This is a genomic window from Streptomyces sp. NPDC018026 (assembly GCF_044327745.1).
GTDB lineage: Bacteria > Actinomycetota > Actinomycetes > Streptomycetales > Streptomycetaceae > Streptomyces > Streptomyces rubrogriseus.
On the sequence record NZ_JBIRFY010000006.1, the window covers coordinates 196,672 to 211,025 of the forward strand.

Consider the following 14,354-nt stretch of genomic DNA (forward strand, 5'->3'; position numbering starts at 1 on the left):
CCGGACATCCGCCGGCATCTGGCACGGCTCCGGGCATGGGACGACGAACGCCCAGCCCCGCATCGCCCCGCCCGCAGCAGTTCATCGCTCGGACGGCCCCGCACGTCCCAGAGCATCCCCCGGGTGATCGCGTACAGCGCATCGCTGGTCTCATCGCGACTCTTCGCCGCGATCAGCGGCCACCTCATCCCCATGTACTCCAGAGCAAAGACGTACCAACTGACCCCAGCCACGCGGCCCTGTGGCAAGCCACGGCTGATCCCCGCAGGGGACTCATCCGCAGCGCCTTGCCGAAGGGAACGGAGGAGCGCCGCGCCGAGGTCATCGGCCAGCGCCCTGATATCCGTAGCACCCGCTGTGCGGCGAACGGCCACGGCCCTGCTTCCACGCCCCGTGCCGGGGACGTCGCGCGCCTGAGATTTCGAGTTGGTCATGACGTCCACGACCCTTCTACTCAGGTGAACGTCCTGGATGCTCACATAAAGCCTCAGTAGTAACGACGCCGCTGCGCTCCCCTCTGCGCTGTACCAGCGGGGAGGATTAGAGGTAGGATGTGTAGCATGAATGACCCTACCGGAAAGTACTCAATCACCATGCCTCGCGACATCGCCGAGGCTGCCAGAGCCCGCAGCGGCCCTTCGGGCCTGTCTGCCTATGTCGCCTCCGCCGTCGCGCGCCAGATCGAGCGGGACAATCTCAACGAGCTCATCCAGGTCGCCGAGGCCGCGCACGGGCCCATCACCGACGAAGAGATCCAGGCCCTGCGCGACCAGCTCCACCAGGCCCGCCAGCAGCAAACGCAAGGCGGGGCGAACGCCGCGTGACCCGCCCCTCCCCCGCTACCCCCGGCGGCACCCTCGTCCTCGACAGCGAAGGGCTGGCGAAGGCCGTCCTTCGCGACCGCACTGTCACCGGTTGGCTCGCCCTCGCTCGCGCCGACGACCTGCGGGTGATCACTTCCGCGGCCACCCTCGTGGAAGTCGTCCACCCCCGGATCAACCGCCCGGCCCTGGAGTGGACCCTCTCCCGCCTCGTCATCGAACCGGTCAACGAACCCATCGCCCGCCACGCCGCCGCCCTCCTAGCCGACGCCGGCCTGCACGGCCACAAATACGCCATCGACGCCATGCTCGGCGCCACCGCCCTCGCAGCCCCCGGTCCGGCGACGGTTCTCACCTCGGACCCCGAGGATCTGACCGCCCTGTGCGGTTCTCGCATCACTGTCATCAAGGTCTAGCATCGGCTCGATCTGGACCATGGCCGCAGCCGCCGGGATAAGGTCCGAGCGTGGCCTTTATAGTGACTCTGAGCTCGAACGAACTCGACGCCAACCAGGGCAAGTTCAGAATTGAGCAGCGCCTGACCAAGTCCCGCCCAAAGAGCCTGAACATCGACGCAGCCCTCGACGGACCGCCTATCGTGCTCTTGATCGGTGAGGCCCCCGCCCAGTCCGGCCGTGACCGGTCACGTTGGCTCGCATGGATAGGTATCGTGGCTCGTCATGGCACTGTGGGAGCCGTCGACAAAAGCATTACCGTCGATCCACTCCGCGAGTGTCTGGAGACTGTTCCGCTCGACGGTCTCGACGGCATACTCAACGACGTACCAGCGCCCCTGCGACAAGAGTTCGACCGCGCTTCACTGCTGGGCACAGTCGGCGCATGCAGCAACGCGGTATGGCAATCGTTGGAGGGCGCGCTACGCGCGAGGTGGCCCGGACTTGGCCCTCTCCTTGACTGGTTGATAGCCCAAGCCGATCCGCCTGTCTTCGGAAACAGCCCTGCCGACCAGTCATGGCAAGAGCAGCGCGACGCGACAGGCAGCCTGCTACGCATCGCGGACTTCCCTCTCTCCGCGCTTGCCGCTTGGCAGCGCCCGCAGTCAGCAGACGCTCCGTACACCGCCGGGCTGATTCCACAGCCCGTGGAGCACAGCCTCATCGACTACGACGTCCGCGTCGCTGGCGAGGCGTTCGGGATGTTCAGCGAATGGCAGCAGGGAAACACTGTCCGCTGTGACATTCACGTACTCCACGACGCATCAGGACGGCGGCTCGAGGTAGTCAATGTCAATGCCACGCCTGTGGAGTCGCGCCTCGGCACTGACATGCTCTACTATCACGAGCCGACCAAGAGCTTCGTTTTCGTCCAGTACAAGCGAATCGATCCGGACACCCGCTCGATATACGTGGATGCACGCCTGAGAAGCCAACTCGACCGCCTCGAAGAAACAGCCAAGATGAGCAGTCCTCCGGCACAGCCGAGCGAATGGCGTCTCGGCAATGACCCGTGCTTTGTGAAACTCGCCTATTGGCCGCAGAGCGCAGAAAGGCGGCCGACTCAAGGGCTGGCCCCGGGCATGTATCTGCCTGTCTCGTACATCCGCCTCCTGCTCGATGACGACTGCACGCGTGGGAAGCGAGCGGGTAGCACCGCACGGATGCTCGGATACGACCAGGTCGAACGTCACCTCACTGGAACCCAGTTCATTGACTTGGTCAAACACGGGCTCACCGGAACCGTCGGAACCACCAGGGAACAACTGCATGCCTTGGTCAAGCAGCGTGTCGACGCCGGGCACAGCGTTGTCTTGGCTACGGAATCCAGCGACGAGTCAGTGCGCACCCGCCAGGCACGTACGCGCGATCGGGGCGCCAAACGCCGGACCTACCTTCACCGCACCCACAAGCAAAACCCGCCGAACAGCTGACAGCCTCCCGCACCGCTCCCGCACGGGACGCCAAGGGTGTACGCCCAAGGAACGAAGGCTCGGCAAACACCTCCCGAAGGCCACATCCATGGACCATTGATATATATAGAGCATTTCACCCTCGCGGGACATGCGCGGGATCGCGAGACTGATTATCTGTCAGTTGTACGCGTGACCTGCATAAACGCTCGGGATTGTTGCGGCCTCCGGAACCGTGTGCGCAGGTTTGAATCCTGCTGGGGGCACACCGTGTGGGTGTGTCCAAGGCCCCGTCAGCAGCGGAGATTCTGAGGTCGGGGTCTTCGTGCATGTGTGGGCGGAGGGCGCCGGAGTTCACCTCGCCGGGCGGGGCAGGCCGGCTCAGAACAGTGCCAAGCCGTCGCCGCCGGTGTCCACGACGACCGGGCGGGGTTGGGGCGGGAGGCCGTCCACCTGGTCGGGGCCGGCCGCGGCGGACACGGCGGGGGCCGTCTCGGCCAGCCAGCCGCGGAACAACCGGACCGCCTCACGGTAGGGGACCTGGGCCAGGATCCGGTGCTCGCCGGAGGGGCAGAAGTCGACCATGACGGTGAGCAGACAGGCTCGCGGCGTGCCCTGATCGCCCGTCCAGGACACACGCAGGGCTCCGCAGGGCTTCCGTCCGCCCGGAGTCCGGTGGGTCGGGCGCAGGGACCGGCAGGCGCTGAAGGCGGTCCACGCGGCGAGGTGCGGCAGCGGCAGGACGGTGCGTGCGCGACAGCCGGTGCAGCGGTGCCAGTGGCGGAGCCATGTGCCGGCGTCGGTGCGGAAGAGGCGGAGGTAGCGGTCCGTGACGCGGACGTCGGTGGCGTAGAGGTGGTCGGGACGTTCCCGCGTGTTGCATGACTGGCAGACGGGGGCGCGGACATAGCCGTGCTCGTGGCAGTGGTCGAGGACCGTGGCGGGCACGCGGAGGCAGACGGCGCAGAGCCACCCGGCCACCCTCTCCGTGATGCCGGGCTCTCTGCTGAGCACGGAGTACTGGCGGTCTTCGAGCTCGTTCCGGTACGGGCGGGGTGGAGCGGTGGCCTCCTCGGCGGGCTGTGGCACGCGCTGCTCCGGACGGCCATCGGCGCCCGTCTCCTGGCGGGCGGTGGGCGGAGGAGTGGTCGAGGCCGGTGCCTGCTGGGGCGCACCCTGCGCCGATCGCACCGGCTCTGCTCGCAGCCACCGTGTCTCGGCGTGCTCGGCCGCGTCGAGCAGCCTCACCACCGTGCGCGGCAGCCACCACGTCCGGGTCCCGGCACGCTCGCGCTCCACCAGTAGCCGCCGCCAGTCGATCCCCGCCAGGTGAGTCGGTCGGCCCCCCGTGTGCCCGGGACCGGTCCGCTCGCTCAGCTCGTCCGCGACGCGCCGCCGCCAGCGCATCCGTGCTTCCCCGTCGTACGCGGGCCCCTGCGACACGCGGAAGGGACCGACGCGGACCAGGTCCCGCCGGTCCAGCCGCACCGCGTTCAACTCCGCCGCCGCTTCGCGCACCTGGGTCTCCGGAACACCCCACCGGCCCCCGTCCACCTGAACGGCCGTGACGACGCGGCACCCGAGGAGGACATACCCCGACCGGGCGGGGTGAGGCCGGTGGGTGAACGGCCCGGCAACCGTCGGCACGGCACCGTCGGCCGTCAGAGCGGCCCACAACGCGTCCGCGTCCTCCGGAGTGACCAGACCCTTCGCACCCCTCGCACGGTGGTGTCCGACGCGCTCCGTCATACCGACAGGCTAGCGAGACACCAGCAGGCCGACCGGTCCGGGCGGGACATGGCCTCCTGGCCGGCCGAGGCGGCGGCCCGGCCGGGTGAGCGCGAAAGCACCGGTGCCTCGCGCTGACCGGGGCCTCGAGATCAGTCCCATTCCCAGGCCAGGCCCACGATGCCCGGGCTGGCGTCCTGTTCCGTCAGGTGGGCGCTGTGGTAGCCGTTGAGGGGGATCTGGCTCACGCGGTGGCGGGGGGCGTGGGCGGAGCGGCGGGTGAAGCGGTAGCAGCGGACGGGGAGGGCCGGTGGGGCGAAGTAGACCTGGAGGAGGTAGTGGCCCACCGGGTAGCGGAAGCCCCGGGTGTACTCGGTGCACTCACCGCCGGTGCCGTCGGTGACGCGGTAGCGGAAGGGCTGGGTCTCGCCGAGGGACAGAGGGCGGTCGAAGACCAGCTCCACGGCGAGCAGGGAGGCCGACTGATCACCGCGTACGCGGCCCAGGCGGCAGTTGTCCAGGGGGTCGATCCGTACCCGGGTGATGTCGCAGCCGGGGTCGCCCTGGTAGATGGAGACGTATCGGTCGACGTTGCCCCGGTGTGCCCGTACGAGTTGCTGGACCTCGCGGCGCCACAGTTCGCGCCGGGGGCCGAGGTGCACCTGCTCCGACTGGCTCACCGTGTGGAGGCGGTCCTCGGTGGGGCAGTCGAGTTGGTCCAGCAGGTGGAGGACCGCCGTGTCCGAACCGATCAGCTCCTGGTAGCGGCGGGCCGCCCGGGTCGTGGTGCCCGTGACTCCGCCTCGGGTCGGCTCCAGCAGGCGCAGCAAGGCGCCGGGGGCGATGTCCAGGATGTGTTCGAGTGCCCTGACCACCTGTACCGACTCGGGCCTTGCCGGTACCCGTTCACCGCGCTGCCAGTAGCTGAGGCTGGTCACGCTGACCTGGAGGCCCTGTTCGGCCAGGTGGTGGCGGATGCGGTGCAGGGCGAGGCCGCGGCGTCGGACGGCCGTGCGCAGGGCCAGGTGGAAGGGGCCGGTGCGCAGGGCCCCGGTCAGCGCGTCGGTCAGGGCATCGGGCAGGGCATCTTCCGGTGGGTCGCCCCGCACGGTACCGCCGGGGTGCGTATCGGTACGCATCACATCTTCACCTCCGCCGGTGGCCGGTCCCGTGTGCTTCGAGTGGATGTTCACACAGCCGGCGGTCGAAGGCACCGGGTCGGACGGGACCATTCCACGGCCGGTGCGCGGAGCGTCCGCGGGCGGTCGGCGGTCGATGCGGGCGGGGCTGGGCAGACGGGGGCGCGGGGCGATCCGGTCCGGCTCGTGCGGCGTTCACGGGTGTTCACACCCGGTTCACCGCTGAACCGGCCCGTTTTGCTCGCACCTTGAACGACCGGACGCGCGGTCCGATTCTCGAGCCACTCCCCCGGCCGGTTCGGGCGGTCCCGGTCCGCCGGTGTCCGGTTCCCGTCGTTCTCCCCTGGGCCCGGCCGGTGGTTCGTCAGGTGAACGGCCGTGTCGGCTGCGGTCGTTCACCGCCCCCACAAGGAGGCCATCCATGCGCTTGTCCCTGTCCCCTCGGAGACGGCGACGGTGGGCCGTCGCGCTCGCGCTCTCCGCGAGCGTCGGGCTGCTCACCCCCTCGGCGGCGTCGGCGGCGTCTTCGCCGTCCGGCCACCCGGCGCAGTCGTCCACCCTCGCTCGCTCGGCGGTCGGCGGCGGCAGCAGCAGCAGCAAAGGCAGCAGCAGCACCCAGGCCGAGTGGACCTGGCGCCGGCTGAACATCTCCATGCAGGCCCAGCAGTTGAGCAACTGGTGCTGGGCCGCGACGGGCGACACCGTCGCGGAGTACTACGGCCACGACTACTCGCAGAACCAGTTCTGCAACCTCGCCTTCGGCCGGGCCGTGAACAGCTCCTGCCCCAACTGGCAGGCCACCCTCGGCAACGACCAGCGGGCGTTCGACGCGATGGGCATCAATCCGGGCCGGTACGTCAACGGCTACCTGAACTACGACACGATCACCCGGGAGATAGACGCCGACCGCCCGGTGATGTCGCGGATCCAGTGGCAGTCCGGCGGCGGCCACATGCTGACCGTGTACGGCTACGACGTCAGCGAGAACTGGGTGTACTGGGGCGACCCCTGGCCGTCGAGCAACCGCTACAACTGGGCCGCCTACGGCTACTACGTCAACAACGGCTCCTTCTTCTGGACCCACTCCCTCTACGGCATCGGAGCGTGAGCCCGGCATGCGACCCCGACTCCGACACACCGTCCTGCTGATCGCGCTGCCCGGCGTGGCCCTTCTCGGGCCCGGTCCGGCGGCCGCCGCCGGCCAGACGGGACCCTCCGATACCGCTGTGGTGGCCGACGCCCCCACCCCGGCGCAGCTGTCCGCCGCCCACCGGGCCGCCGGGGACCCCGCCACCCTGCGGGTCCTGGAGACCTTCTTCGCCCGCGACGGCCTCCCGCCGGGCCGCAAGGGCAGACTCGGCCCCGCCCAGGAGGCCACCGCCGCCGAGGCCGCCGATCCGCGCCTGGTCGGCACGGCCGTACCGGTGTACTCGCTCAACCCGGAGTTCGTCACCGCGGCCTCGGCGGGCCGGACCCCGGTGGCCACGATGGAGTTCGCCGCGTCCGAGGCCGTCGACGCCGACGGCGACACCGCCTCGGTGTGGACGGCCCGGGTCGCCGGGAAGTGGCAGGTGGTCAACATCGCCACCGGGAGCGACGAGACCGACTACGCGGCCCGCGCCGGCGCCGGTTCGGTGGTCTTCCGGGAGCCCCAGTTGAACGCCTGGTACCGGGTGGCCGAGGGCCGGGTGGTCCCGCTGAACGAGGAGGCCCGCGCCTCCGTCGGCGCCGGGGGCACCGGCCTGGCGCGCTACCAGCGCCTGGTGCACCAGCGGTACGCCGACAAGATGCCGGGGTCCGCGTACGACGAGGGCGGCTACGCCGGCGGGTACGACACCGGGGCCGGGCGGGCGCGGGTCGCCGCCCCGGACGCCCACGCGGACTCGGGGCCGGCGGACACCGTGCCGGTCGCCGCCGGGGTGGCAGCCGGCGCCCTCGCCGCCGCCGGGGTGGCCGGTGGGCTGTTGGTCCGCCGGCGGCGGCTCGCCGGGAGGTGAGCCGGACCTGAGCCGACGGCCCCGACGGCCGCGACGGCCCCCGACGACGCCCACGGCGGTCGGGGGCCGTCAGCGCGGGGGCTCGGTGATCGCCTCCGCCAGGGGCTTTCGGGCCAGGTCCGGGACCTCGCAGTCGGGCGCCGCGTAGCCGACGGGGAAGAGGATGTAGGGGCGTTCGTTGCCGGGGCGTCCGCAGATTTTGGTGAGGAAGGCCATCGGGTTGGGCGTGTGGGTGAGGGTGCTCAGGCCCATCGCGTGCAGGGCGGTGATGAAGAGGCCGCAGGCGATGCCCACGCTCTCGTTCACGTAGTAGTTCTTGCGCAGCGAACCGTCCGGCAGCGCGGTGCTCTTCTCGGCGAAGCAGACCACGATCCACGGGACGACGTCGAGGAAGCCCTTGTCGGAGTCCGTTTCGAGGCGGGCGAGCGCGGCGCGCCACTCGGGCGGGATGCGCCCGCCCTCGTAGTTGACCCGTTCCTCCTCCTCGGCGGCGACGCGGATGCGGTGCTTGGTCGCGGCGTCGCCGATCACGGCGAACTTCCACGGCTGGAAGTGGGCGCCGGAGGGTGCGGTGTTGGCCGCGGCGACGGCGAGGTCGACGCACTCGCGCGGGACCGGCTCGTCGCTGAAGAACCGCACGCTGCGCCTGCGGTCGACGAACGACACGAAGTCCCTTCCCCGCCGGACCATTTCGGCCTCGTCGTACCGGTCGGGGCGGTAGGGGACGAACGGGTGCGTGTGCTGCCTCACGGAACGGGTCTCCTCCTGGACGGGAGCACATAGGGTGGGACGGGGAGTGCCCAATGGGCAACAGAGGCATCCGTCGGCTGCCGATTTGGCAGCCGATGCGGGATCGGGCTGCCCTTCGGGTGGCAGATCGGCAGGTACGGTGGCACGACAGGGGCTCGACCAGCTCGACGGCCGGATGCTGCGGCTGCTCCGGGAGCGTCCGCGTGAGGGCCTGCTGGAGATCGCCCGTCGGCTCGGCGTCGCCCGCGGCACCCTGCAGGCCCGGCTCGACCGGCTGACCGGCTCCGGCGTGGTGACCGGTTACGGCCCGGACATGGACGTCGCCGCCCTCGGGCACGTGGTCCAGGCGTTCACGACGTTCGAGGTGCACCAGCCCGCCCGCGAGGCCATCGCGGCGCGTCTGCGGGCCGTTCCGCAGATCCTGGAGGCGCACGTCGTGACGGGCCCCGGCGACATCTGGTGCCGTATCGCGGGCACGAGCAACCAGCACGTGCAGCAGGTGATCGACCACGTGCTCGAGGTGCCGGGCGTGCGGCGCAGCAGGACGGTCATCGCGCTGAGCGCGGTCGTCCCGTACCGCGTCCAGCCCTTGGTCGACGAGGTGTCCGGCCTTTCGGAGCCCGCGGACCGGGTGGCCCGTCCTGTCCGGGCGGCGGGCACGGACGAGTAGCCTGGCACTCGACCAAGGTGGGGTGTCAAGGGCGTTGCGGTGCGGGCCAGTTGGGGAACTGGGCAACCCGTGCGGCCGGAAGACCGTACACCCCGGAATCACACGTCTCCGCGGACGGTGCGGCGCCCGGCCCGGTGCCTCGCGTCCGACGGGGTGTGCGCTGCTGCGGAGGGGACATGGGGCGGGGCGACAACGGGGGCATACCGCGGCGCGGTGCCGGGGCGGCGGCGGAGGGGGGACCCGACGGCACGGGCGGCCTCGGGTCGGGGGTGCAACGGGCGCAGGCGTTCCTGGTGCTCGCCACGCTGCTGTACCGCGCCAGCCATCTGCTGGTCGGGGTCGCCGCCGTCGCCCGGCACCAGGCCGGCCGCCCGGTGTCCTGGGCCGTGCTCGCGACCGCGCTGGGCTGCAGCGTGCTGGTCCACGGCGCCGCCCGCAGGCGCGGCTGGTTCGACCGGCGGGCGGTCGTCCTGGACGTGCTCGTCACCGGGTGCGCCCTGCCCTTCGCCGCCTACGCCTGGGCGGACACCAGGGACGCGCCGTCCATCGCCTGGGTCATGCTGCTGGGCGGCTCGTCGAGCGCCGTCGCCGCCATCGCCCTGCGGCGCTGGGCGGCGCTCGCCTCGGTGCTGGCCGTCGGCGCCGCGCACCTCGTGGGCTACGGCATGGCCGACGCCCAGGTCGCCGTCACCGTCGGCCACCTCAACGCCGTGGCATCGTCCGCCGCGATCGCCCTGGTCTTCTGGTGGTACCTGCGCCGCCAGGGCAGGCTGCTGGACGCCGCGACCGCCCAGGCCGTGCGCGCCGAGGCCGAGAGTGCCCGGTACGCGGAACGGATCGCCCACCACCGGGCCCTGCACGACACCGTTCTGGCCACTCTCACCGCCATCGCCCAGGGCAACGTCGACGCCAACAGCGAGGGCGTGCGCAGCCGTTGTGCCCGCGAGGCGGACTACCTGCGCAGGCTCGTGCAGCAGAACGAGGCCGAGGCCGAGGCCGGGGGCGATCCGGCGCCGGGCCGACTGCCTGCGGGCACCGCCCTGGAGGAGGCCGTACGCGACGCCGAGGACCTGGGGCTGCGGGTCACCACCCGGTACCACGCGCTTCCCGCCCTGCCCTCCGACGTGGCCACCGGCTTCGGCGACGCCGTCCGGGAGGCGCTCAACAACGTGCTCCGGCACGCCGGTACGGGCCGCGCGTACCTCACCGCCACCGGCGACGACGGCCATCTGCTGGTGACCGTCGTGGACCGGGGCACCGGTTTCGGTCCCGAGCGGCCGTCCGCCACGTCCGGGCTGGGCCTGCGCCGCTCGGTGCACGCCCGGATGCGGGACATCGGTGGTGCCGCCGAGGTCGACAGTGCCCCGGGCGAGGGCACCTGCGTCACGCTGCGCTGGCCGGGATGATCAGGGTCGCCGTGGTCGACGACGACCGGATGCTCCTGGAGGGCCTGGCCTCCTGGCTGTCCGGCCGGGCGGAGCTGCGGCTCGTCGCGGCCGTGGCCACGGTCGACGCGCTGCTCGCCGCCCTCCCGGACGCCGGACGCCCGAACACCACCCTCCCGGACGACAGACGCCCGAACACCACCCTCCCGGACGACAGACGCCCGAACGACGGGCTTTCCGAGGGTCCGGGCGTCGATGTCGTCCTGCTCGACCTCCTCCTCAAGGACGGCTCCGAAGCCGTCGCCAACATCCGTCGGCTGAGGGCCGCCGGCAGCCGCGTACTGATCATCAGTACGGCGACCGACCGCACAGGGGTCGTCGAGGCAGTCGCCGCGGGCGCCGACGGCTACCTCACCAAGGACAACGACCTGGACACCCTCGTCGAGGCCGTCGTGACGGTGGCCGCCGGGGGCACCGTCCACTCCCCCGAGCTCGCCTTCGCCTGGGCGCACCACACCGGCCGCCTCCGGCCCCGGCTCTCCCCCAAGGAGCTGGAGGTGCTGCGCCACTACGCCTCGGGGCTCACCCTGAAGGCCACCGCGCGGCGGCTCGGCATCAGCCCGCACACCGCCAAGCACCACCTCGACCGCGTGAAGGACAAGTACCGGCGGGCGGGACGGCCGGCGTACACGAAGATCGACCTCGCGGTGCGGGTGCGCGAGGACGGTCTCGGGTCCGAAGACGACCGACGGTAGCCGTTCCGGGGCGGTCGGCCGCCCGCTCGTCCCCCTCAGGCCATGTCCGCTTCCGGACCGTCCGCGGGCATTGCCCGCCTTTCGCACCGCTTCCTAGGTTGATCCCGCTCGTTGCCCCGTCCTCACGAGTGGGAGAGGAGGTGTCTCATGCTGCGGATCATCGACAAGGTCGAGGAGAAGTACTTCTCCGCCGACGCCACCGTCGCGCCCGGCGGTTGGTGCTGCCACTGTCACTGCACCGTCTCCAAGAAGGTGATGATGTGACGCCGCGGCCGGGCCCGGTCCCCTTCGGTACCGGGCCCGGCCCCCGCACGGCACGCCCGCGAACCCGTGCCGCACCCCTGCCCCCCCGGCGTCCCTGCCGCATCCCTGCCGCGTCTCTGCCGCATCCCTGCCGCGTCCCTGCGGAACCCTTCATCGCGCCTCCCCCCGAGGAGAACCCGTGACCCTGTCCCCACCCCCCGACTCCGCCGAACCCGGCGCGTCCGTGACCGACCGCTCCGGCGCCCGGCTCGTGCGGAACCCCTATCTCACCGTGGTGCAGTGCACCGACGACGAGGTGCTGCTGCGGCACGGGGCCCGCTCGCGCTACTCGCGCGTGCTGCGTGACGACGGCCGGCACCGGGTGCTCGGTCCGCTGCTGCGCGCCTTCGCCGAGCCCCGGCTGCCCGACGACGTCGTCGGCCGCTTCGCCGACCGCGCCGACAAGGAGCAGCTGACCGGGCTCGTCGGTCAACTCGCCGACGACGGCGTGCTCGTACCCGAGGACGCGGGCCTGCTCGCGATGCACGACAGCCTGCGCGACGGCAGCCCCGTGCGCGGCCTGGAGCAGACCACCGTGGGGCTCGTCGGCGGCGGCTCCGTCGCGACGCAGCTGCGCGCCCAGCTCACCGAACTCGGCGTCGGCGAGGTGTCCGCGCCGGCGGCCGGCACCGCCGGACTGGACGGCGCGGACGGCGACGAGCAGCTCGCCGCCCTGCTGGACGGCACCGACCTGCTCGTCCTGGCCCTGGACGGACTGCGTCCCGCGCTGCTGCACCGGCTCAACCGGGCGGCCGTCGCCGCGGGCCGTTCCTGGCTGCCGGTCTACGCCGACGGCAGCGAGCTGATCGTCGGGCCGCTCGTGGTGCCCGGCGAGTCGGCCTGCTACAACGAGCACGAGATCCAGCACGAGTCGTCCCGCGCGCTGCGCCACGAGTACCAGCTGTACAGCGAGGAGCTCTCCCGCCGCACCGCCGACGACCTCCCTCCGCTGCTCGCCCCCTATGCGGCGATCGCCGCCTCGTGGGCCGCGATCGGCGCCGTCCGCTACCTCGTGGACGGCGCGAGCTTCCTGGTCGGCCGGGCGCTGCGGATCGACATGGAGCGTCTGGAGGTCACCCAGGAGCATGTGCTGCGGCTCCCGCGCTGCCCGGTCTGCACGGAGCAGCGGCCCTCCTTCCGGCACCCCTTCCTGTAGGAGGCCCCGTCATGACCCCTCCCGCGTCCTCGCCCACCGGGACCAGCACCTCCCGGACCGACTTCCCCGGCCTCGACCACCTGCTCCGCCGCACCCTGGAGCAGACCCTCCTTCCCTCCCCCAACGTCGTCGAACTCGCCCCCGGCAAGGCCTCCGGGTTCGTCAACCGGGTCGCTCCCGCGCAGGACGACGTGGCGGAGCTGTTCCACCTCAACACCCGGCTCTCCCGGCACCGCCCCGACGACCGGCTCTCCGCCGCCGAACGCGAGGGAGTGCGGCGCTGGTTCTTCGCCACCTGCGGCCGGCACCGGGCCGAGGACTTCACCGCCGAGGCCAATCCCGTGCGCCGCCCGCACGGCACCCTGCCGGGGCCGCTGGCCGGCCTGTGCGCGCCCTTCGGCGACGACGGCCCGCTCGCGGAACTCCTCTACGGCTGCGACCTGATGGTCGTCGCCGACGGTGCCCTGTGCCGCCAGCAGCCCGGTGAGAGCGCCCTGTGGGTGGAGCGCCGTCTCGACGAGGGCCCGGCGGCGCTCGCCGGCGCGATGGCCGACCCGGAGGCCGCCGAGGCGCTGCGCGGTGCCGAGGCCGCGCTCGTGCTGACCGGCGTGCCCTGGCGCACCATGCTCGCCTGGGGGCCCCGCGGCTACCGGCACATGCTCATGGACGCGGGCGTGCTGCTCGACGTGGTGTGCGGGCTGGCCGGGCGGGCGGGCTACGCGGCCCAACCGGTACGGGACTTCTACGACGACGAACTCGACACGCTGCTGCACTGCGACGGCCTGGAGCGGTCCGCCCTGGCGGTGGTCGCCCTGCGCCGCACCGACGCCGCGGAGCACAGGGAGGAGGACCCGGCATGACCGTCGACACCACCAACCCCAGCACCACCAACGCCAGCACCACCAGCCCGAACACCGCCCACGTCACCGACGAGCAGCTCGCGCACGCGCTCGGACTGCGGGTCTGCGACCTGCCCGCGCTGCGCGGGCTCGCCGCGAGGGTCGCCGTGGGCGCGGACGATCCCCCGCTGCGCCCGCGCGACCTGCTGCACCGCCGGCTGCGCGCCGCCGTCTGCGACGACATGATCGACCCGCGCGAACTGCAGGCGGCCCGCCCCCGTCCGGCCGAGCCCGCCCTGCCCGCCGGGCTGCCGTCGGTCCCGCTGCCCGACCCGGAGCCGCTGCCCTCGACGTCCCTGGCGGACGCCATCGAGCAGCGGCACTCGTCCACCGTCTTCGCGCCCGGGCCGCTGCCGTTGACCACCCTCGCCGGGCTGCTGGAGAGCGCGGCGGGCATCCACGACCACCGGCCCGGCTACAACGTGCGGGACTTCCCGGTGCGGCGGGCGCCCTCGGCCGGCGGGCTCAGTCCGGTCGACGTCTATGTCGTCGCCAACGACGTGGCCGGACTGGACCAGGGCCTGTACTACTACCGCCCGGCGGGGCCGGAGCTGACGGTCGTCGACTCCGGGAACATGCGCGGCAAGGTCGCCGAGGCCGGTATCGCCGCCGACTGGCTGTTCCACGCGCCGGCCGTGCTGGTGCTGACCCTCGACATGGCCAGGGTGGAGTGGAAGTACGGCATCCGCTCCTACCGGTTCGCCCACGTCGACCTCGGCGTCCTGACGCAGAACCTCTACCTGGTGGCGACCGCCCTCGGGCTGGGCTGCACCGCGGTGGCCGCCTTCGACGACGACACCGCGAACGAGTTGCTGCGGCTGGACGGCCGGGACACCTTCGTCTCGCTGATGTTCGCGTGCGGCCCGCCCGCCGGACGGTGACGG

General features: G+C 72.0%; 14 protein-coding genes. 11 read left to right on the top strand and 3 right to left on the bottom strand.

Going from position 1 to position 14,354, the window contains the following annotated elements; genetic code table 11:
* Positions 1–560: 560 nt before the first annotated feature.
* The 3 genes from ACH4D3_RS20585 to ACH4D3_RS20595 are packed head-to-tail and all read left to right on the top strand — an operon-like array spanning position 561 to position 2,709.
* The gene (locus ACH4D3_RS20585) at positions 561–824 is read left to right on the top strand and encodes a CopG family transcriptional regulator (RefSeq protein WP_398323887.1); all 264 of its coding nucleotides are present in this window, start codon (positions 561–563) and stop codon (positions 822–824) included.
* Positions 821–1,237 carry a PIN domain-containing protein gene (locus ACH4D3_RS20590; protein WP_398323889.1) on the top strand — a complete coding sequence of 139 codons (417 nt, stop codon included), beginning with the start codon at positions 821–823 and terminating at the stop codon, positions 1,235–1,237. Before ACH4D3_RS20585 ends, ACH4D3_RS20590 begins: the two co-directional genes overlap by 4 nt.
* 50 nt (positions 1,238–1,287) lie before the next feature.
* Positions 1,288–2,709: a hypothetical protein gene (locus tag ACH4D3_RS20595; RefSeq protein WP_398323891.1), complete on the top strand. Its 1,422-nt coding sequence runs from the start codon at positions 1,288–1,290 to the stop codon at positions 2,707–2,709.
* A gap of 360 nt (positions 2,710–3,069) precedes the next feature.
* Here ACH4D3_RS20595 and ACH4D3_RS20600 read toward each other — a convergent pair whose 3' ends face one another.
* Together ACH4D3_RS20600 and ACH4D3_RS20605 are read right to left on the bottom strand one after the other, a co-directional pair.
* Complete coding sequence (locus tag ACH4D3_RS20600) at positions 3,070–4,437, bottom strand: endonuclease domain-containing protein (RefSeq protein ID WP_398323893.1); 1,368 nt, start codon at positions 4,435–4,437, stop codon at positions 3,070–3,072.
* Positions 4,438–4,568: 131 nt separating this feature from the next.
* Entirely contained in the window at positions 4,569–5,555 is a 987-nt protein-coding gene (locus ACH4D3_RS20605; RefSeq protein ID WP_398323895.1) for a hypothetical protein, read from the bottom strand.
* 421 nt (positions 5,556–5,976) lie between these two features.
* Between ACH4D3_RS20605 and ACH4D3_RS20610 the strand changes: the two genes are divergently transcribed.
* Together ACH4D3_RS20610 and ACH4D3_RS20615 are read left to right on the top strand one after the other, a co-directional pair.
* Entirely contained in the window at positions 5,977–6,663 is a 687-nt protein-coding gene (locus ACH4D3_RS20610; protein WP_398323896.1) for a papain-like cysteine protease family protein, read from the top strand.
* A 7-nt stretch (positions 6,664–6,670) separates the two neighbouring features.
* On the top strand, positions 6,671–7,552 hold the full coding sequence (locus ACH4D3_RS20615; RefSeq protein WP_398323898.1) for a hypothetical protein: 882 nt from the start codon (positions 6,671–6,673) through the stop codon (positions 7,550–7,552).
* Between the two features lie 69 nt (positions 7,553–7,621).
* Here the strand turns inward: ACH4D3_RS20615 and ACH4D3_RS20620 are convergent, their stop codons facing one another.
* A complete protein-coding gene (locus tag ACH4D3_RS20620) occupies positions 7,622–8,302 on the bottom strand; it encodes a nitroreductase family protein (RefSeq protein WP_398323900.1) in 681 nt (226 codons plus the stop codon).
* Positions 8,303–8,441: 139 nt separating this feature from the next.
* On the opposite strand from ACH4D3_RS20620, the gene ACH4D3_RS20625 reads away from it, so the two are divergent.
* The 6 genes from ACH4D3_RS20625 to ACH4D3_RS20650 all read left to right on the top strand — a co-directional run bounded on the left by ACH4D3_RS20625 (position 8,442) and on the right by ACH4D3_RS20650 (position 14,351).
* On the top strand, positions 8,442–8,972 hold the full coding sequence (locus ACH4D3_RS20625) for an Lrp/AsnC family transcriptional regulator (RefSeq protein ID WP_398323902.1): 531 nt from the start codon (positions 8,442–8,444) through the stop codon (positions 8,970–8,972).
* A gap of 176 nt (positions 8,973–9,148) precedes the next feature.
* Positions 9,149–10,378, top strand: coding sequence for a sensor histidine kinase (locus ACH4D3_RS20630; RefSeq protein ID WP_398323904.1), 1,230 nt, complete (start codon positions 9,149–9,151; stop codon positions 10,376–10,378).
* Complete coding sequence (locus ACH4D3_RS20635) at positions 10,375–11,112, top strand: response regulator (protein ID WP_398323906.1); 738 nt, start codon at positions 10,375–10,377, stop codon at positions 11,110–11,112. The genes ACH4D3_RS20630 and ACH4D3_RS20635 overlap by 4 nt, the downstream gene beginning before the upstream one ends.
* A 442-nt stretch (positions 11,113–11,554) precedes the next feature.
* Positions 11,555–12,571, top strand: coding sequence for a TOMM precursor leader peptide-binding protein (locus ACH4D3_RS20640; protein ID WP_398323908.1), 1,017 nt, complete (start codon positions 11,555–11,557; stop codon positions 12,569–12,571).
* An 11-nt stretch (positions 12,572–12,582) separates the two neighbouring features.
* Positions 12,583–13,431 (top strand): hypothetical protein, encoded by an 849-nt coding sequence (locus ACH4D3_RS20645; protein ID WP_398323910.1) that lies wholly within the window; start codon positions 12,583–12,585, stop codon positions 13,429–13,431.
* Positions 13,428–14,351 (top strand): SagB/ThcOx family dehydrogenase, encoded by a 924-nt coding sequence (locus tag ACH4D3_RS20650; RefSeq protein ID WP_398323912.1) that lies wholly within the window; start codon positions 13,428–13,430, stop codon positions 14,349–14,351. Before ACH4D3_RS20645 ends, ACH4D3_RS20650 begins: the two co-directional genes overlap by 4 nt.
* Positions 14,352–14,354: the final 3 nt, after the last annotated feature.

Bases quoted from the DNA above. Each gene is read 5' to 3' on its own strand.
- ACH4D3_RS20585 (WP_398323887.1), top strand. From the start codon at position 561: ATGAATGACCCTACCGGAAAGTACTCAATCACCATGCCTCGCGACATC.
- ACH4D3_RS20635 (WP_398323906.1), top strand. From the start codon at position 10,375: ATGATCAGGGTCGCCGTGGTCGACGACGACCGGATGCTCCTGGAGGGC.
- ACH4D3_RS20605 (WP_398323895.1), bottom strand. From the start codon at position 5,555: ATGCGTACCGATACGCACCCCGGCGGTACCGTGCGGGGCGACCCACCG.
- ACH4D3_RS20615 (WP_398323898.1), top strand. From the start codon at position 6,671: ATGCGACCCCGACTCCGACACACCGTCCTGCTGATCGCGCTGCCCGGC.
- ACH4D3_RS20645 (WP_398323910.1), top strand. From the start codon at position 12,583: ATGACCCCTCCCGCGTCCTCGCCCACCGGGACCAGCACCTCCCGGACC.
- ACH4D3_RS20650 (WP_398323912.1), top strand. From the start codon at position 13,428: ATGACCGTCGACACCACCAACCCCAGCACCACCAACGCCAGCACCACC.
- ACH4D3_RS20610 (WP_398323896.1), top strand. From the start codon at position 5,977: ATGCGCTTGTCCCTGTCCCCTCGGAGACGGCGACGGTGGGCCGTCGCG.
- ACH4D3_RS20630 (WP_398323904.1), top strand. From the start codon at position 9,149: ATGGGGCGGGGCGACAACGGGGGCATACCGCGGCGCGGTGCCGGGGCG.
- ACH4D3_RS20600 (WP_398323893.1), bottom strand. From the start codon at position 4,437: ATGACGGAGCGCGTCGGACACCACCGTGCGAGGGGTGCGAAGGGTCTG.